The organism is Saccharopolyspora sp. 6V (genome assembly GCF_020176785.1).
Lineage (GTDB): Bacteria > Actinomycetota > Actinomycetes > Mycobacteriales > Pseudonocardiaceae > Saccharopolyspora_C > Saccharopolyspora_C gregorii.
On record NZ_JAIUKB010000068.1, the window covers coordinates 14,493 to 37,197 of the forward strand.

General features: G+C 71.2%; 26 protein-coding genes. 12 read left to right on the forward strand and 14 right to left on the reverse strand.

The window, feature by feature from the left end:
* Positions 1-14 precede the first annotated feature (14 nt).
* A complete protein-coding gene (locus LCD35_RS14330) occupies positions 15-1,598 on the forward strand; it encodes an alpha/beta hydrolase (RefSeq protein ID WP_225044324.1) in 1,584 nt (527 codons plus the stop codon).
* Between the two features lie 56 nt (positions 1,599-1,654).
* Here the strand turns inward: LCD35_RS14330 and LCD35_RS14335 are convergent, their stop codons facing one another.
* The 4 genes from LCD35_RS14335 to LCD35_RS14350 form a co-directional block, all read right to left on the reverse strand.
* A complete protein-coding gene (locus LCD35_RS14335) occupies positions 1,655-2,395 on the reverse strand; it encodes a hypothetical protein (RefSeq protein ID WP_224959784.1) in 741 nt (246 codons plus the stop codon).
* 369 nt (positions 2,396-2,764) lie between these two features.
* Positions 2,765-3,394, reverse strand: a complete 630-nt coding sequence (locus LCD35_RS14340; RefSeq protein WP_224959785.1) for a bifunctional 2-polyprenyl-6-hydroxyphenol methylase/3-demethylubiquinol 3-O-methyltransferase UbiG — start codon at positions 3,392-3,394, stop codon at positions 2,765-2,767.
* 331 nt (positions 3,395-3,725) lie between these two features.
* Positions 3,726-3,947, reverse strand: coding sequence for a hypothetical protein (locus tag LCD35_RS14345; protein WP_224959786.1), 222 nt, complete (start codon positions 3,945-3,947; stop codon positions 3,726-3,728).
* On the reverse strand, positions 3,944-4,453 hold the full coding sequence (locus LCD35_RS14350; RefSeq protein WP_224959787.1) for a hypothetical protein: 510 nt from the start codon (positions 4,451-4,453) through the stop codon (positions 3,944-3,946). The genes LCD35_RS14345 and LCD35_RS14350 overlap by 4 nt, the downstream gene beginning before the upstream one ends.
* A gap of 119 nt (positions 4,454-4,572) precedes the next feature.
* On the opposite strand from LCD35_RS14350, the gene LCD35_RS14355 reads away from it, so the two are divergent.
* From LCD35_RS14355 to LCD35_RS14390, 8 genes are all read left to right on the forward strand, one after another.
* Positions 4,573-5,430: a helix-turn-helix transcriptional regulator gene (locus LCD35_RS14355; RefSeq protein ID WP_225044325.1), complete on the forward strand. Its 858-nt coding sequence runs from the start codon at positions 4,573-4,575 to the stop codon at positions 5,428-5,430.
* 18 nt (positions 5,431-5,448) lie between these two features.
* Positions 5,449-5,637: a DUF397 domain-containing protein gene (locus LCD35_RS14360; RefSeq protein WP_255614930.1), complete on the forward strand. Its 189-nt coding sequence runs from the start codon at positions 5,449-5,451 to the stop codon at positions 5,635-5,637.
* Positions 5,638-5,726: 89 nt separating this feature from the next.
* Positions 5,727-5,915, forward strand: coding sequence for a DUF397 domain-containing protein (locus tag LCD35_RS14365; RefSeq protein ID WP_224959791.1), 189 nt, complete (start codon positions 5,727-5,729; stop codon positions 5,913-5,915).
* Positions 5,916-6,209: 294 nt separating this feature from the next.
* Positions 6,210-6,725 carry a hypothetical protein gene (locus LCD35_RS14370; protein WP_224959793.1) on the forward strand — a complete coding sequence of 172 codons (516 nt, stop codon included), beginning with the start codon at positions 6,210-6,212 and terminating at the stop codon, positions 6,723-6,725.
* A 39-nt stretch (positions 6,726-6,764) separates the two neighbouring features.
* Entirely contained in the window at positions 6,765-7,079 is a 315-nt protein-coding gene (locus LCD35_RS14375) for a hypothetical protein (RefSeq protein ID WP_224959795.1), read from the forward strand.
* A 188-nt stretch (positions 7,080-7,267) separates the two neighbouring features.
* Complete coding sequence (locus LCD35_RS14380; RefSeq protein ID WP_225044326.1) at positions 7,268-7,804, forward strand: hypothetical protein; 537 nt, start codon at positions 7,268-7,270, stop codon at positions 7,802-7,804.
* The gene (locus tag LCD35_RS14385; RefSeq protein WP_224959798.1) at positions 7,801-8,418 is read left to right on the forward strand and encodes a hypothetical protein; all 618 of its coding nucleotides are present in this window, start codon (positions 7,801-7,803) and stop codon (positions 8,416-8,418) included. Before LCD35_RS14380 ends, LCD35_RS14385 begins: the two co-directional genes overlap by 4 nt.
* A 170-nt stretch (positions 8,419-8,588) precedes the next feature.
* Entirely contained in the window at positions 8,589-9,329 is a 741-nt protein-coding gene (locus tag LCD35_RS14390) for a DUF4190 domain-containing protein (protein ID WP_224966773.1), read from the forward strand.
* 47 nt (positions 9,330-9,376) lie between these two features.
* Here the strand turns inward: LCD35_RS14390 and LCD35_RS14395 are convergent, their stop codons facing one another.
* From LCD35_RS14395 to LCD35_RS14410, 4 genes are all read right to left on the reverse strand, one after another.
* Positions 9,377-9,694 carry a hypothetical protein gene (locus LCD35_RS14395; RefSeq protein WP_224959800.1) on the reverse strand — a complete coding sequence of 106 codons (318 nt, stop codon included), beginning with the start codon at positions 9,692-9,694 and terminating at the stop codon, positions 9,377-9,379.
* On the reverse strand, positions 9,691-11,397 hold the full coding sequence (locus tag LCD35_RS14400) for an alpha/beta hydrolase (protein ID WP_225044327.1): 1,707 nt from the start codon (positions 11,395-11,397) through the stop codon (positions 9,691-9,693). The genes LCD35_RS14395 and LCD35_RS14400 overlap by 4 nt, the downstream gene beginning before the upstream one ends.
* 27 nt (positions 11,398-11,424) lie before the next feature.
* Positions 11,425-11,688 (reverse strand): hypothetical protein, encoded by a 264-nt coding sequence (locus tag LCD35_RS14405; protein ID WP_224959802.1) that lies wholly within the window; start codon positions 11,686-11,688, stop codon positions 11,425-11,427.
* A gap of 316 nt (positions 11,689-12,004) precedes the next feature.
* Positions 12,005-12,616 carry a TetR/AcrR family transcriptional regulator gene (locus LCD35_RS14410; protein WP_224959803.1) on the reverse strand — a complete coding sequence of 204 codons (612 nt, stop codon included), beginning with the start codon at positions 12,614-12,616 and terminating at the stop codon, positions 12,005-12,007.
* 114 nt (positions 12,617-12,730) lie between these two features.
* On the opposite strand from LCD35_RS14410, the gene LCD35_RS14415 reads away from it, so the two are divergent.
* Positions 12,731-13,369 (forward strand): hypothetical protein, encoded by a 639-nt coding sequence (locus LCD35_RS14415; protein ID WP_224959804.1) that lies wholly within the window; start codon positions 12,731-12,733, stop codon positions 13,367-13,369.
* Positions 13,370-13,438: 69 nt separating this feature from the next.
* Here LCD35_RS14415 and LCD35_RS14420 read toward each other — a convergent pair whose 3' ends face one another.
* The 5 genes from LCD35_RS14420 to thyX form a co-directional block, all read right to left on the reverse strand.
* Positions 13,439-15,163, reverse strand: a complete 1,725-nt coding sequence (locus tag LCD35_RS14420; RefSeq protein ID WP_304612900.1) for a ribonuclease J — start codon at positions 15,161-15,163, stop codon at positions 13,439-13,441.
* Positions 15,160-16,101 (reverse strand): 4-hydroxy-tetrahydrodipicolinate synthase, encoded by a 942-nt coding sequence (dapA, locus tag LCD35_RS14425; protein ID WP_224959806.1) that lies wholly within the window; start codon positions 16,099-16,101, stop codon positions 15,160-15,162. Before dapA ends, LCD35_RS14420 begins: the two co-directional genes overlap by 4 nt.
* 261 nt (positions 16,102-16,362) lie before the next feature.
* Entirely contained in the window at positions 16,363-16,989 is a 627-nt protein-coding gene (locus LCD35_RS14430; protein ID WP_224959808.1) for a TIGR03085 family metal-binding protein, read from the reverse strand.
* A gap of 360 nt (positions 16,990-17,349) precedes the next feature.
* Positions 17,350-18,774 carry a serine/threonine-protein kinase gene (locus LCD35_RS14435; RefSeq protein WP_224959809.1) on the reverse strand — a complete coding sequence of 475 codons (1,425 nt, stop codon included), beginning with the start codon at positions 18,772-18,774 and terminating at the stop codon, positions 17,350-17,352.
* Positions 18,775-18,846: 72 nt separating this feature from the next.
* Positions 18,847-19,599, reverse strand: coding sequence for an FAD-dependent thymidylate synthase (gene thyX / locus LCD35_RS14440; protein WP_224959811.1), 753 nt, complete (start codon positions 19,597-19,599; stop codon positions 18,847-18,849).
* A gap of 199 nt (positions 19,600-19,798) precedes the next feature.
* Between thyX and LCD35_RS14445 the strand changes: the two genes are divergently transcribed.
* On the forward strand, positions 19,799-20,377 hold the full coding sequence (locus LCD35_RS14445) for a toxin-antitoxin system HicB family antitoxin (protein WP_225044328.1): 579 nt from the start codon (positions 19,799-19,801) through the stop codon (positions 20,375-20,377).
* Positions 20,378-20,399: 22 nt separating this feature from the next.
* Positions 20,400-21,413 (forward strand): DUF4097 family beta strand repeat-containing protein, encoded by a 1,014-nt coding sequence (locus LCD35_RS14450; protein WP_225044329.1) that lies wholly within the window; start codon positions 20,400-20,402, stop codon positions 21,411-21,413.
* Here the strand turns inward: LCD35_RS14450 and LCD35_RS14455 are convergent.
* Positions 21,397-22,626: a winged helix-turn-helix domain-containing protein gene (locus LCD35_RS14455; RefSeq protein ID WP_224959815.1), complete on the reverse strand. Its 1,230-nt coding sequence runs from the start codon at positions 22,624-22,626 to the stop codon at positions 21,397-21,399. The two genes, LCD35_RS14450 and LCD35_RS14455, sit on opposite strands and share 17 nt — an antisense overlap.
* Between the last annotated feature and the right edge of the window lie 79 nt (positions 22,627-22,705).

Here is a 22,705-nt window from a genome sequence, read left to right on the forward strand (position 1 = left end):
CATCGAGGACCGAAGTGCAGAAATCAGCGACCGCGACCGCGGTGACCGGCCTGCTGGCCGCGAGCCTGCTGTGCGCACCGGCGGCTTCCGCCGCACCGAATCCCCCTTTCGAACCCGCACCCGTTTCCTGGGGACCGTGCGAGGACGAGTCCTTGCAGGAGGCCGGCGCGGAATGCGGGATGCTCGACGTTCCGCTGGATTACGCGAATCCCGGCGGGGAGCACATCTCGCTGGCGGTGTCCCGGGTGAAGCACACCGTGCCCGAGGACCAGTACCAGGGCGTGATGCTGCTGAACCCGGGCGGACCCGGTGGTTCCGGCCTGTACCTGGCGGGCTTGGGCGAGTCGGTGCCGCACGGGGCGGGCGCGGCCTACGACTGGGTCGGTTTCGATCCGCGCGGGGTCGGGTCGAGCGTTCCGGCGCTGTCCTGCGACCCGGACTACTTCGCGCACAACCGGCCGGACTACCTGCCGACGACGCCGGAGAAGGAGCGGGAGTGGTTGTCCCGCACCGACGGTTACGCGGCGGCGTGCGGGAACACCGGCGACGAGCTGCTGGACCACATGCGCACGACGGATTCCGTCGAGGACATGGAGAGCATCCGCAAGGCGCTCGGCCAGGAGCGGCTGAACTACTACGGCTTCTCCTACGGCACCTACCTGGTGCAGGTGTACGGCACGCTGCACCCGGAGCGGTTGCGCCGCGTGGTGCTGGACGGCGTGGTGAACGCGGAGGACGTCTGGTACCGGGCGAACCTGAACCAGGACGTGGCGTTCGACCGCAACATCGGCATCTTCTTCGACTGGGTGGCCCGCTACGACTCGGTGTACCACCTGGGCACCACGGGTGATCAGGTGGAGCGGCTGTTCTACGAGCAGCGCGCGAAGCTGGAGGCGCAGCCCGCGGGCGGGGAGATCGGTTCCTCGGAGTGGACGGACCTGTTCCTGGCGGCGGGCTACGGGCAGACCGGCTGGGACAAGCGGGCGAAGGCGTTCGCGGGCTGGGTGCACCGCGGCGAATGGCAGCCGCTGGTGGACATCTACGACGCGAGCAACACTCCCGGCGACGACAACGGTTTCGCGGTGTACAACGCGGTGCAGTGCACCGACGTGCAGTGGCCGCGGGAGTGGGGCCGCTGGCGCGCGGACAACTGGGTGACGCACGCGCAGGCGCCGTTCGAGACGTGGGCGAACGCCTGGTACAACGCCTCCTGCCGGAACTGGCCCGCGCCCGCCGGGAAGCCGGTGGACGTGGACGGCGGGGAGGTCGACAGCGCGCTGCTGATCAGCGAGGAACTGGACGCGGCGACCCCGTTCCCCGGCGCGCTGGAGGCCCGGAAGCGCTTCCCCGGCGCGAGCTTGATCAGCCTGCCGGGTGGCACGACGCATTCGGGTTCGCTGTCCGGCAACGCCTGCGTGGACGACCGCATCGCCGAGTACCTGACCACCGGTGCGCTCCCGGAGCGCAAGCCCGGCGCGGGCCCGGACGTCACCTGCGAACCGCTGCCGCAGCCGACGCCGGAGGGTGCGGAGACGATCGCCCCGGAGCGCCCGGAGCAGCCGCGGATCCTGCAGGACGCCTTGCGCCACTGGCGCTGATCCGGTGACCGCGCGCCCTCCGTCCACACCGGACGGAGGGCGCGTCCGCGTTCGGGTCAGCGCGGGTCGAGGTCGGCGCAGCCGGTTTCGTCGGGCAGCAGCGGCCGGAACACCAGCCGGAAGCCGACGCCGCCGCTCCCCCACCGCGTGCCGGGATCGGTCTCGCGCGCCCAGGTCGCGGCGGTGGCCGCGTCGCCACCGGTGAGCACGGTGCAGCGACCGCCGGGCACCCGCGATCCGGCCACCGGGGACGGGAACGGCCACGGTCGCCCGCCCGGCGCGCTGTCGGCGTCGTGGGCGATGACGGCCATCCGGTCCGCGGCCGGTTCGGCGCCGGCGGGCGGCGCGGTGCGGAGCCGCTGCACGAAGTCGACGAGCTCCGGTGGCCCGGCGGGCCGGTCGGTGAAGACCAGTTCGGTGCGGTGTTCCTCGCCGCCGGAGCGGAGGTCGACGCGGATGCTGGTGGCGCCGGGGACGGCGGCGTCGCCGTGCGTCTCGTCGGCGGCGAGGCCCGCTTCGTGCGCGGCCCGGTACCGCTGGTCCACCTCGGTGTCGCGGAGGCGGGTGACCGCGAAGGGGCGCAGCGATCCGACCGGTTCGCCCGGTGTGATCACGGTGCCGTCGCCGTAGAGGCTGTAGTCGGGGACGGACGTGCTGCCGGGTCCGGGCGGTTCGGTGCGGATCCGCAGCAGCAGTCCGTCCCGCTCGCGCGGTGGAACGTCGACGTCGCCGCACGCGGTGGCGGCGAGCAGTCCGGCTGCTGCGAGTGCGGGCAGCGCCCTGCCGGGTCGGAACATGAGCACCCCTCGGTGTGCCGCTCGCTGGATCTCCGGGCGGCGTCGGCGAGATCCGGTGCTCCCGCTCGGTGCTCGCGGGAGCGCGGCGCTCACTGTTCCGGGGCGGGCTGCGGAGATCACCACTTTTCCCCGTCATGACACGAAAAGAGCAGCGCACGGGGCTGTGCGGCGGATCGGTTCCGCCGCGTTCGGCCCAGTGCGCTGCTCCGCGCTCGCCGCCCGTCGTGGAAGTTGAGCCGCGGGTCGTGTCCGCGCCTCGTCAGCGGCGGAACCGCTGAGCCGACGACCACCCGATCAACCCGACCACCCGCGGGTTCTCCGCGGTTCCCTCGCGAGGACGCCCCCCGACATGGGTGCCCCCTGCCCGGTTCAGCCGTCGGCGCGGCGGATGACCAGCACGTGGTCGGTGAGTTCGGCGGTGCTGCCGTCCGGCCCGGTGGCGGTGCGCCGCGGCGAGTCGGCGCGCTCGACCGCCCAGGTCCGCGGGTCGAGGGCGAGATCGGCGGCGACCTCCTGCGGCGGCGGGTGGCGCAGGTCCGGGTTCTGGTCCCAGGACCACGGCGCGATCGATCCGTGGTCGACGACCACCAGCCGCCCGCCGGGGCGCAGCGCGTGCGCGGCGGCGCGCAGCACGCTCGCCCGGTCGAGATCGAACGGGGTGTGCAGGTAGTGCGCGCAGACCAGGTCGAACTCGCCCGCAGGCAATCCGGCGCCGAGGTCGTGCCGAGCGGCGGTGATCCGGTCGCCGAGCCCGCGCGCGTTCGCCAGCGCGGTGAGCCGGTCGGCGGCGACGGCCGAGATGTCCACGGCGGTGACCCGCCAGCCCTGCTCGGCGAGCCACAGCGCGTCGCCGCCCCCGCCGCAACCGAGTTCCAGCGCATCGCCGGGTGCCTGCCCGGGGACGATCTCGGTGAGCCGGAGGTTCGGCGTCGGCTGCCGCTGCTCGGGTCGCGCGGCGTGCACGTCGTCCCAGAACGCGTGCGCTTCGGTGCTGCTCATCGGTGCCCTTTCGTCGGTGAGCGCCAGTCTCACCGCGGGAGTGCGTCATCCGCACGGAACCTTGCCGCTCCGGCAAAATCCCCACCGCGAAGGGCCCTCGCGTCCCCGGCGGCCCGCCAGGTGAGTGACCCACTCGCCGGGACTGGGCGAGTCGGGCATTCGCGGAGACCCGGCCAGGTGAGTGACCCATTCGCCTACCAGGACTGGGCGGAAGGGCCATTCACCTGGGGGCCCGGCCGGTGGGCTGTCGGGGAGGTCGCCGCACCGGCCGGGCTTCCCGGGACGAGGGGTCGGAGAGGGGAACCTCGCCCCGGGAGTCTCGCGGGAGCGGTCAGGGCCGCTCGTTCTTCAGGGTGTCGTTGCAGTCGGGGCAGGTGGGCGCGCGGCACCAGTCGAGTTCGCAGGGCTGGGCCATCGCGAGCCGCCGTCCGCACACCGAGTCCTCGGCGGGCTGGTTCTCCCAGCGCCTGCCGCGGAACGCGTGCCGCACGAGGTCGCCGGAATCCGGGACGGGCAGCCAGAAGTGGCGTTCGGGCTGGTGTTCGTGGCTCACGCGGCGAGTCCCGGTGGTTCGTCGGGGAGCGCGACGACGGCGCCGACGCTGACGAAGACGTCCTCGGGCGGGGCGACGGCGGGGACGGTGCGGGCACCCGGAACGTCTCCGTCCACTGTGGAGGAGAACAGCGGCGTGACCGCGCCGGCGCGTCCGAGCGCCGAACGCCGCCCGATGGCCGAGTTCCGCCGGACGACCGCACCCCTGCCGGTGGCCACATCCCGGACGGCCGCGCCCTCGGCCGGGAACGCGCCCCCGCTGCCGATCGAGCCCGGTCGCGCCGGTGCGCGGCCCACCGGGAGTTCGGTGATCGACGCGGTTCTTCCCGCTGCGGTGCGGAATCCGGCGGCACGCAGGGTGCGCCGGGCCTTGCGGCGGGCGAGCTTCGCGCGGACGGTGCGCGATTCGAGCGCGAGCGCCGCCCACGGCGCCGCGGCGGTGGCGCCCATGAGCACCAGCACGAGCGGGCCTTGCGTCGAGGAGATCCGTACCCCCTTGTCGATCAACGATGGCGCAAAGCTATTTCCGCAAATGCGGTTTAGCTAGTCGCCTGATCGTGTAGTTCCGCTGTGATTGCTGATCGCGGGAGACTGATCAGGCCCATGAAGATCACGACGGAGGCGGGATGGCGACACCGACGGTGCGCCGGCTCCAGCTCGGCAACGAGCTGCGCCACGCACGGCAGAAGGCCGGTTTCGAGCAGCACGAAGCCGCGAAGGAACTCGACTGCGCACACAGCAAGATCTCCCGGCTGGAACTCGGCCAGGGCGGCATCACCAAGGGCGATCTCAAGCTGCTGCTGGAGTTCTACGGCGTGGACCCCGCCGACATGCAGTGGATGTTCGAGCTCGCCCGCACCCGCAGCACCCGCGGCCGCTGGACCGGATACCGGGCGGTGTTCCCGGAATGGTTCCGGATGTACGTCGACCTGGAGACGGACGCGGAGAGCATTCGGCACGCGCAGACCGAGATCGTGCCGGGACTCCTCCAAACCGAGGGCTACATCCGGGCGTTGGACACGAAGTCCATCCGGGAAGACGAGGAAAGCGTCGACGCAGGTACCTTGGCACGACAAGAGCGTCAAGCGATCTTGAGCAAGCCTCAGCCGCCCACCCTGGCGTTCATCCTGTCCGAGTCCTGCATCAGACGACAGATCGGTTCTGCCGCCGTCATGCGGGATCAGCTGGAACACTTGGTGAAGATCGCGATGCAACCGAACGTGGATCTTCAGGTCATGCCGTTCGAAGCGGCAACGCCCGTGGGCGGGATCTCGTACGACTTCACCATGCTCCAGATTCCCGTATCAGGGATCTCGTCGTCCCTGGAGTTCGTCTACGTCGAGTGCTTCGACGATGCTCGATACCTCGACGCCAAGGATGCGGTCTCGCAGTACGACCGGTTGTGGAGCCATCTCCAGGCCGCCGCGCTCGGCCCGAGGGAGTCTCAAGATCTCATACGATCGGTGGGCAAGCAGTACTCGTAGCCGACGAGAGGCCCCACCATGATCGCTCACGACCTGTCCGGTGCCGCCTGGTTCAAGAGCAGCTACAGCAAGACGCAGAACGAATGCGTCGAGGTCGCCTTAGTCCCGGGCGGTGCCGGGGTCCGCGACACCAAGGACCGCGACGGCGGAACCCTCACCTTCACCAGCACCACCTGGTCGACCTTCCTCAGCACGCTGAAGGACTGACCTCCGGGCGACGCGGGCCGCTCGCCCCCCGGAAGGACGGACGGCCCGCAAGCCCGACACGTCGAACTCCCGTTGAACGAGAGGCAGGCATGCCCGAGCGAAACCTCATCGGTGCCACCTGGTTCAAGAGCAGCTATAGCAATTCGCAGAACGAATGTGTTGAAGTAGCCCTGACTTCCGGCAGCACCGGCGTCCGCGACACCAAGGACCGCGACGGCGGAACCCTGATCTTCACCAGCACCACCTGGTCGGCCTTCCTCCGCACCCTCAAGGCCTGACCACCCCGGAAGACCCGCGGGCCGTCCCACCACCCACACGGCGGGACGGCCCGCTTCCCCACCCCACGACTGCTCCGTTCAAGCGTTGAGCGGTTTCCCGCTCTACCAAGCTCCGGCAGTCCCGAGAGCGGGGCCGCCCGACGATGAGGATCAACAGCAGGCACCGGGGTTCCTGCCTGCCGAACACACCACCACGAAGGCGGACGCGACGTGCCGAAGGCGGCCCCGAGGCCCGACACGATGTCAGGTGAGCCACGGCCGCCGCGCGCCCCTGTGATCACAACGTGGAAGACGGTGGGAAAAACCCATGAGGACAAGGCCGAGTTCCCACCCGCGCCGGAGGGCGAAGGGCCGCTGTTGGAGTGGTACCAAGCCGAAGACGCCGATCACCTCGTCGGCGGGGTCGTTCTAGGCATGTTCATCGCGATCTTCCTGTGCTTGCTCGATTCGGGATTCTCCTGGATGAGCACGTGGTGGCTGTGGCTGTTCGTGATCTGGCCGCCGATAGTGTTCCACTTCCTCGGCCGCCGCAGTGGGTACTCCGCGGGTGCTGACTGGCTTGCCACGGACCAGAAGCACTACGTCAAGCTGTACGAGCTCAAGAAAATCACTGTTGAATACCAAGCCGGTGGCCAATCCATCGGCATCGAGCTGACCGACGCCGACGACAGATGTGTCGGCGCGCCCCTACGCCAGCTCCAGCGCAACCGCGCTTTCTGGGACCTCGTGTACAACGGCATCGTCCACTCGGTGAACAGCGGCACCGCCACCGCGAACGAGCTAGCCCTCGACAAGCTCCAGCTCCGTTGACCGAACACGCCCGGCCGCACTCGCCCGCCCATCAAGCCGGTGACCACGTCACCGTCACACCACTGCGAAGCACGGGCATCGTCGTCGGTGGTTTTTATGACTTTCAGCCTTGTCGGCTGGTTTCCCTACTCGGGCGCGTCGCTTACCGGGTTCAGCGCCGACGCGTCCGGCCCCGGCGCGACGAACCAACAGATCATCGGTATCTTCTTCGCACTGTGGATCGTGCCGTGGCTGGCGGGCTTGCTCCTGGTCTCGATCGCCATCGCCAGCTGGCTCCGCCGGACGCTCTGGATCCTGCTCAGGCTGACCGGAATCATGCTCGCCGTCTCGCTGATGACCTACGCGATCGGCTAACCACGTAGTACGCAGCAGAACCAGGCCGGCTGGAACACCAGCCACGCGAACGATCGACCAAGCTCGGCAAGAGCATCCTCGTCGCGGACGCCCTCCCTTCTCCCGTCCCAGGAAGGAAACCAGCAGTGCGACAAGCAGCACCACGACCGGACGCGACGACCGGGAACCCTCGGCCACCTCGCGCACCCGTGGTGATCAGCCCGCAACAGCCGGGAGAACGAGACTCGGCACGGGCGCGCTTCCCGTCCGCCCCACCCGGTTCGGGCCCGGTTCTCGAATGGTTCCAGGAGTCGAACTCGAACGGCATCAAGTCCGGGATTTTCGTCGCCTTCCTGATCGCGGCATTCTTGTCGTTGAAGGACTGGGGATTCGACTGGATCACCACCTGGGGCCTGTGGGCATTCGTCCTCGCGCCTGTCCCGATCTTCTACCTCTACAGTCGGAACGGAGGCTTTTCAGCCGGAGCCGACTGGTTCGCGACGAGCCGCAAACGTCATGTGCAGCTCTACGAGCTGACGAAGGTCACCGTCACGAACCCCGCTGGCGTGGACGCATGGGTCCTCGAACTCACCGACCGAAACGGCGGCTTCACCGGAGCCAAGCTGCGTGAGGTGCAGCGCAACCGCGCTTTCTGGGACCTCGTGTACAACGGCATCGTGCACTCGGTGAACAGCGGCACCGCCACTGCGAACGAGCTAGCCCTCGACAAGCTCCAGCTCCGTTGACCGAACACGCCCGGCCGCACTCGCCCGCCCGGAAACCCGACCCGATCACCGGACTGCCGCGCCCACCACGGGCGCCGGTGCTCGTCACCTGGCGGAGCGAGGGACGCACTCGACGGGCCTTCGCGCGCTTCCCACCCGCACCGCCGGGCGAAGGGCCGATCTTGGAGTGGTGCCACGGACTGGACACCGGCCTGCTCAAAGCCGGCCTGTTCGTGAGCGGGCTCGGCGTGCTCCGCTACTGCTGGCTCGACTGGGGATTCGAGTGGGCGCGGACCTGGTGGTTGTGGGCGATAGCCGCCGCCGCGGCCGTCCCGTTCTACCTCCGCGGCCGCAGCGAGGGGTATTCGGCCGGAGCCGACTGGTTCGCGAGCAGCACCAGGAGCTACGTCAAGCTGTACAAGCTGAAAACGATCGCCATCGAGCGACCGGGGGACGCCGCCGAGCCGTGGCTCGTGCTCACCGACGGGTACGGCGGCTCCGCCCGCGCTCCGCTGCACCGGATCCAGCGCAAACGCGCGCTGTGGGACCTCGTCTACAACGGGATCGCGCACTCCGTGCACCGGGGCCCCGCCACCGCCACCGGCCGCGCCCTGGACCTGCTGGAACTGCGCTGAACTCCCGCCTCTAGCAGGAATCGGGCGGCACCTCCAGGGAGATCACACCTAAGAGTGGACCGGGGCGAAAGCGCGGACACCGCGCGCTCCCGTTGGAACGATCTTGCGGACTCGACGTTCCGGCTTGTGCGCCGACGCCATCTCGTTCCAGCTCTCCCCGGAGGAAACCCATGTCCGCAGTGGTCCCGCCGCCGACGACCCCGAAGAACGGTCTCGGCACCGCCGGATTCGTGCTCGGCCTGCTCGCCCTGCTGTTCTCGTTCATCCCGATCATCGGCCTGGTCGCCTGGCCGCTGAGCATCCTCGGGCTGGTGTTCGGCGTCATCGGCATCATCCGGGCGCGCAACGGCCTGGCGAACAACCAGGGCATGGCGATCACCGGCACCGTGCTCGCCGCGATCGGGCTGCTGGTGTGCTTCGCCTGGGTCGGCCTGTTCGGCTCCGCCGCGAACGAGGTCGCGCGGCAGTCCGAATCCGCGGGCGTCTCGGCGCAGCAGGACGCCGTTCCGGCCGCCGACGACTCCGGGGCGGAGGTCATCGAGCTCGGCTTCGGCCAGACCCACACCTGGCGCGGCGGCGAATCGGTGCAGGTCGCCGAACCGGAGGAACACCAGGGCAACCCGTACCTGCACGACTCCGGCACCCGCGCCGTCGCGGTCGACCTGACCATCACCAACGGCACGAGCGGCGAGATCAACCCGCTGTCCTGGGACATCACCGCCACCCACGCCGGGCGGCCCGCCCAGTACTCGCTGGAAGACCGGCCGTTCGTCAACGCCGAGATCCCGCCCGGCGGGACCCTCACCATCACCCGGATCTTCGACGTCGCGCCGGAGCAGGGCGACCTGCGGATCTCCGTCGCGCCCAGCCACTTCGCCGCGGACACCGCCTACTTCCACGGCGAGTTCTGAGCCGGACCACCGATCACCTCGCCCTGCTTCCCCCGGGGGCGGGGTGATCACCGGCCGCCGAACACCACTCCGAGCACGGCGGCGCACAAGAGCACGGCCCAGACACCGAGCACGATCCGCGCGAGCACCCGCCGCCACGTGAGGACCCCGATCAGCACCGCCGCGCCCGCTCCCGCCAACACCGCGTAGATCAACACCCAGAAGGTCAACAGGTTCCGCTCGACCTCGCTGTCGCCGAATCCGCGCACGGTGGCCGGGAAGACCACGCACCACGCCGCGACGCCCAGCGCGAACAGCGCCCAGCCGGCCACGTGCCCGAACACCACGCCGAGGATCCGCAACCGCTGCGCTCTCGTGGTCCTCACGGATGTCCCTTCTCCACACCCGCGACGACGCGAGCCATTGATTCGAGCGACGTCCGCCTGTCCCAGTAGTCCGTGTGCCCTCCGTCCGGATCGGTCTCCAGCGACCGCGCGCCGAAGTGCGGATCCGACCGGTTCATCCCGAACCAGTGGTCGTCCTCGCCGTCGAAGAAGTCCCGCGGATCCAACGACGGCGTCGCGTGATCGATCACGTCATCGCCCGATGTCCCGGACCAGACGTGCTCGGGCGGCACGCCGAGTTCCCGCGCGTGTTCCACGCCGACGCCCGGCGAACCGAGGAACACGATCTCGTCGGTCGCCATCCCGTGGTCCCGCGCCGCGTAACCGACCACCGTCGAGCCGTAGGAATGCCCGAGCACGGTGTTGTGGCTGGGTTCCCCCCCGTGCGTGGCGCGCAGGCCCTCCTGGAACCGGGCCAGCTCACCCTTCGCCTCGACCGCGAACCCGTCCTGCGCGGCGGAGGGAAAGTCGTCCGGCGATTCGTATCCCACCCAGGTCACCGCGGCCACCGGTTCACCGCCCGCGTGCCGTTCGGCCAGCAGGCGCAGGCGTTCATCACGTTCCAGGACGTCCTTCGCCCCATCGAGATCCGAGTAGGTCCCGGGAACGCTCGTGACGACGTGCCGGGCGGTGTCCGGGTTCCCGCCGGCGATGATCAACGTTCCTCGGCCGTGCGCGGTGGTGTCGACGCCCAGCAGGTACTTCTCCGGTGGTCCCGTCAACCGGTCGTCGATCATGTCGAGGAAGTGCACTGTCTCCCGCAGTTCCCGGATTCGCGCGAGTTGCGCGGCGGGCCTGCCGCCGGGCGCGGACCGCGTCGTCTCGACCAGCGCCCGCAACTCGCCCATCTTGCCGAGCAGATCAGCTCGTTGCCCGGCGAGCAACGCCCGGTTCGCCGAATCCCGCACCGCCACCGGAACTCCGTCGGTGCGTCCGACCAGCTGCGGGAAGCGGTCGAGCAGATCGGCGCGCTGGGCGGAGGTCAGCGCCGACCACATCCCGTGCACCGCGTGCGGACCACCGAGCACCGCCTTCTCGAACAGCGCGCGGGTGGCTCCCGCCGCCCACTCGTCCAGTGCCATCGCCATCCCCGCGAGGCCGATCGCCGCCGGGCTGGTCGCCGTCGCCGCCGCTCGGCCCCACTCCGCGTGCAAGCCGATGGCTTCCAGCCCTGCGCTGTTCGCACGGAGGCCCGCCAGCAGCCTCTCGTGGGCGGTGGCTTCCAGGCCGCGCGCGTCGGCGACGGTCTGGCCGGCTTCCGCGTAGGCCGCCTGCTTGCGCGGGTCCGCGGGCGGCGAGGTGCCCGGCAGGCTCGGCTCCGGAAGCCCGGCCGACGAGTGCGGCGGGTGGATCGTCGCGTTCAGCACGAGCAGCCCGGCCTCGTGCGCGATCCCCTCCGCCTGCCGCATCCGCGCTCTGACCGTGTCGAGATCATCGGCGAAGACGTGCAACACGCGCGACAGGTTCGCGCAGATCTCGGCCAGTTCGACGATGTCCCGCCCGTTGCGGGTCGCGGCGGAGCGAAAAGCCTCCGATGCGGTCCCCTCCCATTCCGATTCGGATTCCGAACGGGTCCGGAACCACCCGGCGGCGACATCGTCGACACCGGCCGCGTACCGCCCCATCGATTCCGCCAGCCGACGAAGTGATTCCGGGTCACCTGCGGTGAAGATGGTGAGGCTCATCGTTCCCCCGAACGATCGCTCGAATACTCAGCGGTGGAAGAACCGCTCGTTGTCCGCATCGACGGCGGCGTAGGTGGAACCGTTCGCGTGCAGCTCCGCCGAGGCGCGCTCCGTGATCTCCAGCGCTCCGGCCGCGGCACGGACGAGCTCTGCGATCAGCGCGGTCACCGCCGCGGAGGACGGACCCGCGTCCACCTCCGGCGGCGGACTCGATATCGCCATTCCCGCGGTGGAGCCGTGCAGGCCGAACGCCAATCGGCCGATCACGTCCGGGTCGACTCGAAATCCCATGTCGCGCGCTCCTCAACCAGCCGGAGAGCCTTCGAGATCGAAGGTAGCGAAGCGGCGGATCCAGCAATAGCGGATATCTACTCACCACACGATCAGCCGATACCGTTGACTCCATCGAGCAATTGATCAGCACACGGCGATACGCGCGGTCGATCCACCGCGACCGTCAATCCATCGATCCGGGCGAACGAAAACGAGAGCGGCCACGACCGGAGGATCGGGCTGACCTATTCGGAATATTCGCCGAAATGGGCTCCTGCTCGGAATATCCCGGGAGCAGTTCACTCCCGGAATGTTCTACCCGCCCGTTCGCCGCTCACGCGTTCCGCGGGTCCAGCACGCTGTCCACGGCCAAGTGGAGGGTGTTCGTCTCGTCGGCGAGCAGCGAGTCGCCGGCGGGCAGCGCGCGCTCCAGCGCCAGCCCGTTGAGGACCGTCAGCAGGAACTTCGCGCGCCGCGCGTTGTCTCCCGCCGGGAGCACGCCCTCGTCCACCAGGACCGACAGCCAGTACTCGGTGCGGCGCCGCCCCTCACGTTCCATGCCGAGGTGCGCCTGCCTGATCTCCTCGGTCGGCTCGGGGGCGATGAACGCCTCGTAGACCTTCCCGAAGGCCGCCCGCGCCTGCTGCCCCGCCCCGGCGGGCGCGAGCACCTGCCGCAGGCAGGCGACCAGCCGGTCCCGCGGCGACCTCGACCGGTCGTGGATCGGGTCGTCGGAGGCCACCAGGCCGTAGATCCCGGCGAGCACCGCTTCCCGCAGTTCCTGCTGGGTCGGGAAGTGGTACCGCAGCGAACCCGTGCTCACCCCGGCCCGCGCCGCGACCGCGCGCACGCTCAACCGGGCGGCGGCGTCCTCGCCGAGCATCGTCGCCGCTGCCACCAGGATCCGGTGCCGGGTGCTCAGCACCGGGTCGTCCCCGTCGTCCATGTCCACCTCCACCCGCACTGTACTGGTACACCGTGCTGGTGCTTTTCCAACACGCTGTGCTAGCGTCCTGTTCCAGATTCTAGTACAGCGTGTTGCACGGAAAAGGGGCGGGGCATGTTCGAGGAATGGCGGCACCGGCGCGCCGCAGCGCGGGTCAAGAGCGGGGACGGACGCCCCCTGAATCCCTTCCGCTGGTGGCAGCAGTTCAGCCGCTCCCTGTTCCACCTGCGCACCGGCGAGGGCACGGACTACGCCGTCGACGTCCGGCTCTGGGGCGACAAGACCACCGGCGAGGTCAAGGCGGACCTGTACCGCGACGGCAGGCACCACGCCGTCGCCAAGCTCCCCGCGGTCTTCCCCGTCGACGGCGGCACCATCGAAGTCGCGGTCAGCCGTGCCGGTCTCAAGCGCTGCCACCACGTCACCGCCGCGGGCGAGCAGCAGCTCGTCCCCGACCCGAGGTCCGCCGAAGGGCGCCGGGCCCGGCTCGACCGCGACCACCCCGCCGCGAGCCGCGCGCTCGGCCACCTCTCGGTGGCGCTGCTGGTCATCGGCGTCGCCCTGCTCGTGCTGCAAGTCGCCGAACCGATCTCCCGGATCCCGCCCATCGCCGAGAACATCGGGATCTTCACCTCGCCGCTGCACCTGCCGCTGTGGCTCAACACCACCCTCACCATCGGCGCGGCGCTGGCCAGCACCGAACGCGCCCTCCGGATGCGCCACCACTGGCTGCTCGACGGCGCCGGGAGCTGACGGCCGCACGGCCCGCCCGACCAGTGCGCCTGGTCGGACGGGCCGTGCACAGCTCTTCGGAGCGAGCGATCAGGAATCGACCGGCAGCACGTTCGGCACGATCATCGGGCGGCGGCGGTACTTGTCCGCCACCCACTTGCCGACCACGCGGCGCACGGCCTGCGCGATGCGGTGCGTGTCGGTGATCCCCTCCGACTCGGTGCGGGCCAGCTCCATCTCCACCAGCGGCACCACGTCGTCCAGCGCCTTCGGGTCGTCGGAGAAACCGCGCCCGGACAACGTCGGGCGGGACACCGCGCGGCCCGTCGCCGCCTCGACCGCCACGGTGATCGAGATGAACCCGCCCTCGCCCAGCACCAGCCGGTCCGACAGCGTCGACTCACCCACGTCGCCGACGGACAGGCCGTCCACGTAGACGTGGCCCACCTCGACGCGGCCCGAGACCCGCGCGATGCCGTCGACCATGTCGACCACCACGCCGTCCTCGGCGATCACCACGCGCTCCGCCGGAACCCCCGTCAACCGGGCCAGCTCCGCGTTCGCGCGCAGGTGCCGCCACTCGCCGTGCACCGGCATCACGTTGCTCGGGCGCACCGCGTTGTACAGGTACAGCAGCTCACCGGCGGAGGCGTGACCCGAGACGTGGACCTTCGCCCCGCCCTGGTGCACCACGTCCGCACCCAGCCGCACCAAGCCGTTGACCACGCCGAACACCGCGGTCTCGTTGCCCGGGATCAGCGAGGACGCCAGCACCACGGTGTCCCCGGCGCGGATCCGGATCTGCTTGTGCTCGCCGCGCGCCATCCGGGACAGCGCCGACAGCGGCTCGCCCTGCGAACCGGTCGAGACGAACAGCACCAGGTGCTCCGGCATCGCCAGCGCCTCGTCCAGCTCCACCAGCAGGCCCGGCGGCACCCGCAGGATGCCCAGGTCGTTCGCGATGCCCATGTTGCGCACCATCGACCGGCCCACGAAGCACACCTTGCGGCCGTGCTGCTCGGCGACGTCCAGCACCTGCTGCACGCGGTGCACGTGGCTGGCGAAGCACGCCACGATCAGCCGCTGCGTCGCCTTCCCGATCACCCGGTCCAGCACCGGGCCGATCTCGCGCTCCGGCGTCACGAACCCGGGGACCTCGGCGTTCGTCGAGTCCACCAGGAACAGGTCCACGCCCTCGTCGCCCAGCCGCGAGAACCCGGCCAGGTCGGTGAGCCTGCCGTCCAGCGGCAGCTGGTCCAGCTTGATGTCCCCGGTGTGCAGCACCACCCCGGCCGGCGTGCGGATCGCCACCGCCAACGCGTCCGGGATCGAGTGATTGACCGCGAAGAACTCCAGGTCGAACACGCCGTGCTTGCTGTGCTGTCCCTCGGTGACCTCGACCAGCACCGGGTCCTGCCGGTGCTCCTTGCACTTGGCGGCCAGCAGCGCCAGCGTGAACTTCGACCCCACCACCGGCAGGTCCGGGCGCAACCGCAGCAGGAACGGCACCGCACCGATGTGGTCCTCGTGGCCGTGCGTGAGCACCAGGGCCTCGACGTCGTCCAGCCGGTTCTCGATCGCCCCGAAGTCGGGCAGGATCAGGTCCACGCCGGGCGAGTCGTCCTCCGGGAACAGCACACCGCAGTCGACGATGAGCAGCTTGCCCTCGTGCTCGAACACGGTCATGTTCCGGCCGACCTCGCCGATGCCGCCCAAGGCGGTCACCCGCAGGCCGCCCTCGGGCAGCGCCGGTGGTGGCGCCGAGGCCGTCGGGGTCACGGGCTGGTGTTCGGAAGCTGTTGCGCGAGCGCTCAACGCGTCACCTCTGCTGCGGCGTCGGGATTGACCAGGACCAGACCGGCGTCCCACAGATCACTCGTGATCACCCGCACCTGCTCGTCGGTGGCCTGCGGCAGCGGCAGTCGGGGATGCCCCGTCTCGTAGCCGCACAGCCGCATCGCCGTCTTCGAGAACACCACGCCGCCGACGAAGTTCATCGACCGGTACACCGGCATCAGCCCGACGTGCACCTCGCGCGCGGTGGCGATGTCGCCCGCCTCGAACGCGTCGAGCATCTTGCGCAGCCGGTCGCCGACCACGTGCCCGATGACGCTGACGAAACCGACGGCGCCCACGGACAACCACGGCAGGTTCAGCGGATCCTCGCCCGAGTAGTAGGCCAGGTCGCTGTTCGACAGCACCTCGCTGCCCGCCCACAGGTCGTGCTTGGAGTCCTTGACGGCCTTGATCTGCGGGTGCTCCGCCAGCCGCTTCAACGTGTCCGTGTGGATGGGCACCACGGAGCGCGGCGGGATGTCGTAGAGCATCACCGGCAGCTCCGTCGCATCGGCCACCGTCGTGAAGTGCGACAGCAGGCCCTCCTGCGGCGGGCGGGAGTAGTACGGGGTCACCACGAGCAGCCCGTGCGCACCGGCCTTCTCCGCGGTGCGGGCCAGCTCCACCGAATGGGCGGTGTCGTTCGTGCCCGCTCCCGCTACCACCGTCGCGCGGTCCCCCACCGCTTCGACGACGGCGCGCAGCAGCTGCTCCTTCTCGTCATCACTGGTCGTGGGGCTCTCGCCCGTGGTGCCGTTGACGACCAGGCCGTCGTTGCCGACGTGATCGACGAGGTAGGTCGCGAGCTCCTGAGCCAGCGCCAGGTCGAGCTTCCCGTCCGCGTCGAACGGCGTCACCATGGCGGTCAGGACCCGGCCGAACGGCCGTCCTTCAGTGGCGGTGGGACAGACGGTCATGGCCCTGACGCTACCTGGTGAGCCCACTGATCAGCGCGCCGCATCGGCCACCACCGGCGCCGCACCCGGCCCGGCTCGAAGATCGCGGAAACTCGACGGCCGAGCCCGTCCGGAACCGGCCGTGTTCCCGCTGATCAGCGCCACGACGGGCGGATTTCCGGTGCCAGCGCGCGAAATCGGCCGGTGCGGCAGCGCTGGCGCAGGTCCCGCACCAGGCCGAACGCGCGCCGCCGGGCCGCCGAACGGGTTCGGCGACCGCCGTCAGAACGAGCGGCGCAGGTCCTCGACCGCGAGGACGTCCGCGTCGTTGCCGTCGATGTCCACCCGCGCCTGCTTGCGGCCGAACGCGTGCAGCAGCAGCTCGCTGGGCTCACCGCTGAAGCGCACCGTGCGCGGCCCGCGCTTCGCGGCGATCTCGGTGCCGTCGGGGCGGCGCAGCACCACGCCCACCGGACTGCGGCCGTAGAAGACCTTCGCGACCCTGCTCAGCGACTTCCACAGCGCCTCCTCCCGCTCCGGGTCGGTGGGGCGCGACTGCCAGCCGGGCTGGGCGCGGCGGACGTCCTCGTGGTGCACGAAGAACTCGGCGGTGTTGACGGCCTCGTCCACGGCGCCGATCGCCAGCGGGTTCCACTTGGGGGCGCCTTCGCGGACGGTGCCGATCAGCTCCGGCCACGGCTTGTCCCGCAGCTCCTGCTCGATCTTGTCGCCGCGCTCGGCGAGCGCCTTGACGAACTTGCCCGCCAGCGCGTCCGGGCGGCGTTCCCGCAGCACCAGGTGCACCGCGAGGTCCTTGGTCTTCCACTCGCCGCACAGCGTCGGCGCGTCCGGCCCGACCTGGTCGAACAGGTCGCACAGTTCCCGGCGTTCGTCGTTGGCCACACCCATGCGGCCACCTTACCGGGGTTCAGCTCCCCGTGACGGAGGTCATCGGCGGACTGCCGTCGGCGCTGGGCGCGTAGCGCCCCGGTCGTTCGACGGGTCGCCGTCCGCCGAGGTGGCCCGCTCGTCCTCCCACGCCTCGCGGGTGGGGACCACCGCGCCACAGCGCAGCGCGGCCGGGAGCTCGATCGCGCCGGTGGCGAAGCGTGCGCCGCCCGGGCGACCGGCTCGTTCGTCCCCGGCCCGCTCGTCCCGGCCCGCTCGTCCGAGGCCAGCGGCGACCCGGCGGCGCCCCCGCTGCTCACTCCAGCGCGAGGATCACCGCACCGCGCGTGCCGGATTCCACCCCTTCCGGCCGAATCCGGGTCAGTTCGCGAGCGATCGGGTGAGCTTCGTGCCGTCGGTGCTGCGCAGGTAGCAGAGCACGGTCTGCGCGCCGCCGTCGGTGTCGGAGTCGTCGTCCGCGGCGGTCCGCCGCTTCAGCTCCCACGCCTGCTCGGTCGGCACCAGCGCCCCGTAGCGCAGCGCCGCGTCCTTGCCCGGCAGCTCGACCTCGGCGGAGGCGAAGTAGGCGCCGCACAGCGCTTCGCCGAACCGCGCCAGCTGCTCCGCGCCGGGGTAGGCGGTGTCGCTGCTCGCGCTGCTGCCGAACGGGGAACCGTCGGTGTAGACCTCGAAGTCGTGCGGTTCCGAGCAGGACCCGACCTGCTCCTCGGGCACGCTCGCGCCCGCGGCGGGGACGCCCGTGCCGCAGGATTCGATCTTGCTGGCTTCGAAGGTGGTCAGGTCGCCGTCCGGCCCGTAGGTCAGCGTCGGCAGCTCCGCCTCCGGCGGCCCCGGCACCAGCGCGAACCGCCCGATCAGCAGGCCCGCCACCAGCAGCACCACCGCCGCCACCGCCGCGGCGCGCCACGGGGTCCGGCGGCCGGCGGGCAGCGGCGCGGTCGGCGCGGCCTGCACCCGGGTGCCCACCTGATCGCCCGCCAGCAGCGCGCGGGCCTGCGCCGGGGTGAACCGGGCGCGCGGGTCCGCGATGAGCAGACCCGTGATCAACGAACCGAGCGGGCCCTGGGTGCGGGTCAGCGCGGGCGTCTCGTTGAGCACCGCGTGCAGCGTCGCCGCCGTGGTCCGCCGCTCGAACGGCAACCAGCCCTCCGCGGCGAAGAACAACGTCGCGCCCAGCGACCACAGATCACCCGCCGGGGTGGCATCGGCTCCCTGGATGCGCTCCGGAGCCATGAACGACGGCGAGCCGACGATGCTGCCGCTGCTGGTCAGCCGCGGGTCGTCCACGGTCTGCGCGATGCCGAAGTCGGCGAGCTTCACGACCCCGTCGGCGATCATGATGTTGCTGGGCTTCACGTCGCGGTGCACGATCCCGGCCGCGTGCGCCGCCTCCAGCGCGGACAGCAACCGCCGCGCGAGGTCGGCGACCCGCTCCGGCGGCATCGGCCCGCACCGGGCGACGAGCTCGCTGAGCGTCCCGGCCTGCACCAGCTCCATGACGATGAACGTGCCGCCGCCTTCGCTGAGCACGTCGTGCACGGTGACCACGCCGGGGTCGCTGAGCCGCCCGGCGGTGCGGGCCTCCCGCAGCACCCGCTCCTCGAACACGGCGCGTTCGGCGGGCGGCACCCCGTCCGGCACGTGCAGCTGCTTGATCGCGACCTCGCGACCGATCACCTGGTCCCAGGCCCGCCAGACGATGCCCATGCCGCCGCGCCCCAGCTCACCGGTCACCCGGTAGCGGTCGCCGATGGTGCGCGCCAGCGCGTCCGTCCGCTCCACCACGGACCCTCCCCCACGTCAGTCCTGGTCGAGATCATCTCATCGGACGCGGGAGGGGCTCGCGCGGTTCCGCGTTCAGCCCTCGGCAACGAACGGGCTGGAAGCGACCTCGGAGCCGTCCCGGAGCGCGGTGATCTCGAAATCGCCGAACACGTTCGGGGCGGCCCGCTGCAGCTGCCGCAGGCATTCGACGGCCAGCGCCCGGATCTCCACGTCGGCGTGCTCGCTGGCGCGCATCGCCACGAAGTGCCGCCAGGCGCGGTAGTTGCCGGTGACCACGATCCGGGTCTCGGTCGCGTTGGGCAGCACCGAGCGCGCGGCCTGCCTGGCCTGCTTGCGGCGCAACGTGGCCTGCGGCTCGTCGGCGAACTTCTCCTGCAGGGCGTCCAGGAGTTCGGTGTAGGCGGCGACGCTCGCCTCCGTCGCGCGGACGAACCTCGCGTGCAGCTCCGGGTCCTCGGCGATGACGTCGGGCTCGACCACCGCCGCGTCCCGCTCGGGCACGTAGCGCTGCGAGAGCTGCGAGTAGGAGAAGTGCCGGTGGCGGATCAGCTCGTGGGTCAGCGACCGGGACATCCCGGTCAGGTAGAAGGTGACCGACCCGTGCTCCAGCACCGAGAGGTGGCCGACCTCCATGATGTGCCGCAGGTAGCCCTCGTTGGTGGCCGTGGCCGGGTTCGGCTTGTGCCACGACTGGTAGCAGGCCCGGCCGGCGAACTCCGCGAGCGCCTGGCCGCCGTCCGCGTCGGTGGACCAGTCCACGTCGGCGGGCGGGAAGAACTCGGTCTTGCCGATGAGCTGGACCTTCGGCGGCACGATGTCGGTCACGGTGCGCGGATCCCCTTCTGCCTCGCGGACGAACCCGGATGGTCCCGCCGCGTCCCGGGCGGGCGGCGGCGGTTTCCCGAGCGTATCCGGCGGCCGGGGCGGCGGGATCCGGCCGGGGACCGGCGATGGCGGCACGCCCGGGACCTGCTGACACCATCGTGTCGTTGCGCGACGCCATCCATGACGCCATAGTGGTGTCATGGATCTCAGCCCGTACATCGCACAGCTCCGGGAAGACCTCGGTTCCGCCGCCTCGGCGGGCGACGAGCAGACCCGGCAGACCGCCGCGGCGCTCTCCGCCGCGATCGAACCCGCTGCCCGCCTGGCGATCATGAACGCGCTCTCCGACCTCGCCGCCGAGGTGACCACGCACCTCGACGGGGAAGTCGTCGACCTCCGGCTCGACGGCCGGGACGTCCGCGTCGTCGTCAGCGGTGGTGGCGGCGCCCCGCGCGCCGCGGCCGCCGAGGAGGAACGACCACCACCTCCGCCGCCCGGCGCCGACGGCGGCGACATCAGCCGCATCACGCTGCGACTGCTCGACGAGATCAAGTCGCAGGCCGAGCAGGCCGCCTCCACCCAGGGCGTCTCGCTGAACACGTGGGTCGCGCAGGCGGTGCAGGGCGCGCTGCACGGCGGCAGGCCGCGCGGACCGTGGGACCACCACCGCCCGGGTCGGGGACCCGGTGGCTGGGGACCGCCCGGGGCGGGCCGCTGGCGCCCCGACGGACCCGACGACGGTCCCGGGTCGCGGCTGCACGGCTGGGTGCACGGCTGAGCGCGGGAAGGCGGTGGTGGTGATGAACGGCAACGGCGCGGACGAGCAGGACCCCCGGGACGCCGAGGAATCGGCCGGCCTGGTGCGCACGCAGGACTTCGACACGGCGGCACCCATCGAGGTGGACATCGGCAACAGCCTCGGCTCGATCACGGTCGAGCTGAGCACCACGGCGGTCACGCACGTCGAGGTCCGCCACGATTCGGCCCCGGGTGGTGGCGATTGGCGCAGCGGGCTCACCGGGCTGCTCAGCTGGGTCAGCGAGCAGTTCGGGGAGGCGGCGACGCGCGGCGGCACCGGCGACCGCGGCACCGGTGACCGCGGTCCCGGCGAGCGCGGCCCGGGCGAGCGGCCCTTTGGCCGCTCCGGGCCTCGCGAACCGGTGGCCGAGGCGGTGCGGCAGACCCGCATCGACCTCACCGGCAACAGGTTGGCGGTGCGCACCCCCACCACGGTGCCGCTGCGCGCCGTACCGCTGTCCGTGCTGGTCCGGGCGCCCGAGGATTCCCAGCTCGCGATCCGCGCGGGCGCCGGGGAAGTGCGGGTGACCGGGCCGGCGGGCCGGGTGCACGTGCAGTCCGGCGGTGGCGCGGTGTCGGTCGAGCGGGCCGGTGGCAGCACCGTCGCCCGCACCGGTTCCGGTGCGCTGCACCTCGGCGAGATGGCCGGTGGGGTGCAGGCGCGCAGCGGCAGCGGGGACGTGGAGATCGCCGCGGTGCGCTCCGCATCCTCGGTGGTCACCGGCAGCGGCGCGGTGTGGCTGGGCACCGTGGACTCGGACGTGCTGGTGCGCTCCGGCAGCGGGGACGTCGGCATCGCCGAGGCCCGCTCCGGTCAGGTCGAGCTGATCACCGGTTCCGGAGAGCTGCGGATCGCCCTCCCGCGGGGCACCGATGCGGAGGTCGACCTGACCTCCAGCACCGGCACCGTGGACAGCGAACTCGACGTGTCCGGGCAACCGACCGCGCAGGAACCGGCGCTGCGGATCTTCGGGCGCACCGGCAGCGGCGACGCCCTGCTCACCTCCGCGGTGTGAGCGCGCGCAACGCCTCGACGAGGTGGGCGTCACCGCGCGAGCCGACCTCCACCCCGTCCAGACCCAGCCAGTCGGCCATCTCGGTGAGCGCATCCGCGAGTTCCGGAACAGCCGCACCGAGGTCGTGACCGGGCTCGGCGAAGGCCCCCGGAACCCGGAGGACCTTCGCCGCCCGGTCGGCCTTCAGATCCACGCGACCGACGAGCTCACCGTCGAGGAGGAAGGGGAACACGTAGTAGCCGTACTGCCGCTTCGGTTCCGGCACGTAGATCTCGATGCGGTAGCGGAAGCCGAACAACCGCTCCGCGCGGGAGCGCTCCCAGACCAGCGGATCGAACGGGCACAGCAGGGCTCGGCCGCGGACCGCGCGCGGGGTGCGGGCGTCGCGGTGCAGGTACGCCTGCTTGGTCCAGCCCTCGACGGCGACCGGCTCCAGCTCACCGCTTTCGACGAGCTCGGCGACGGCCTGCCTGGACTGCTGCGGACTCAGCCGGTAGTAGTCGCGCAGATCGGTCTCGGTGGCCACCCCGTGGGCTTCGGCGGAGCGGCGCACCAGTTCGCGGACCGCGTCCTCGACCGCCGGGTCCTGGGCCAGCACCTCGGGCGGCAGCACCCGCTCCGGCAGGTCGTAGAGCCGTTCGAAGCCCTTGCGGGTGCCGGTGGTGAGCTCGCCCATCGCGAACAGCAGCTCGCACACCCGCTTGGTGTCGGTGCGGTTCCACCACGGCCCGCGACCCTGCCGGACTCCGCCGCCGAGCTCGCGTTCCAAGGTGCCCGCGCCCACCGGGCCGAGGTCCTTCACCGCGGCGAGCACGTCGTCGACGAGCCCGGGCGCCGTCTCCAGCAGTTCCCGGGAACGACTGCGCCAGGCACCGCCGTGCTCCCGCATCCGCCAGCGCAGCAGCGGCCAGTCCCGCACCGGGATCAGCGAGGCTTCGTGCGCCCAGTACTCGACGAGCAACCGGGGTTTCGCGGCGGTCGGCGCCCAGGCCGCGTCGTCCACGAGCCGGGCCGGGTAGGAGCCGAGTCGGCTGAACAGCGGCATGTAGTGCGCGCGCACCGCGACGTTCACCGAGTCGAGCTGCAACAGCTTGGTGCGCCCCAGCGCCCGGTTCAGGTGCTGGCGGGTGGGTCGTCCGGTGGGGCGGCTGTCGGCGAACCCCTGCGCGGCCAACGCGGTGCGCCGGGCCGCCGCGGTGCTCATGGTCTGCATCCGCCGCATGCTGCCATCCCGCACCGACACGCCCGCTCGCGCCGACACGCCGGTTCGCATAGGCGGAGCCAGCTGCACC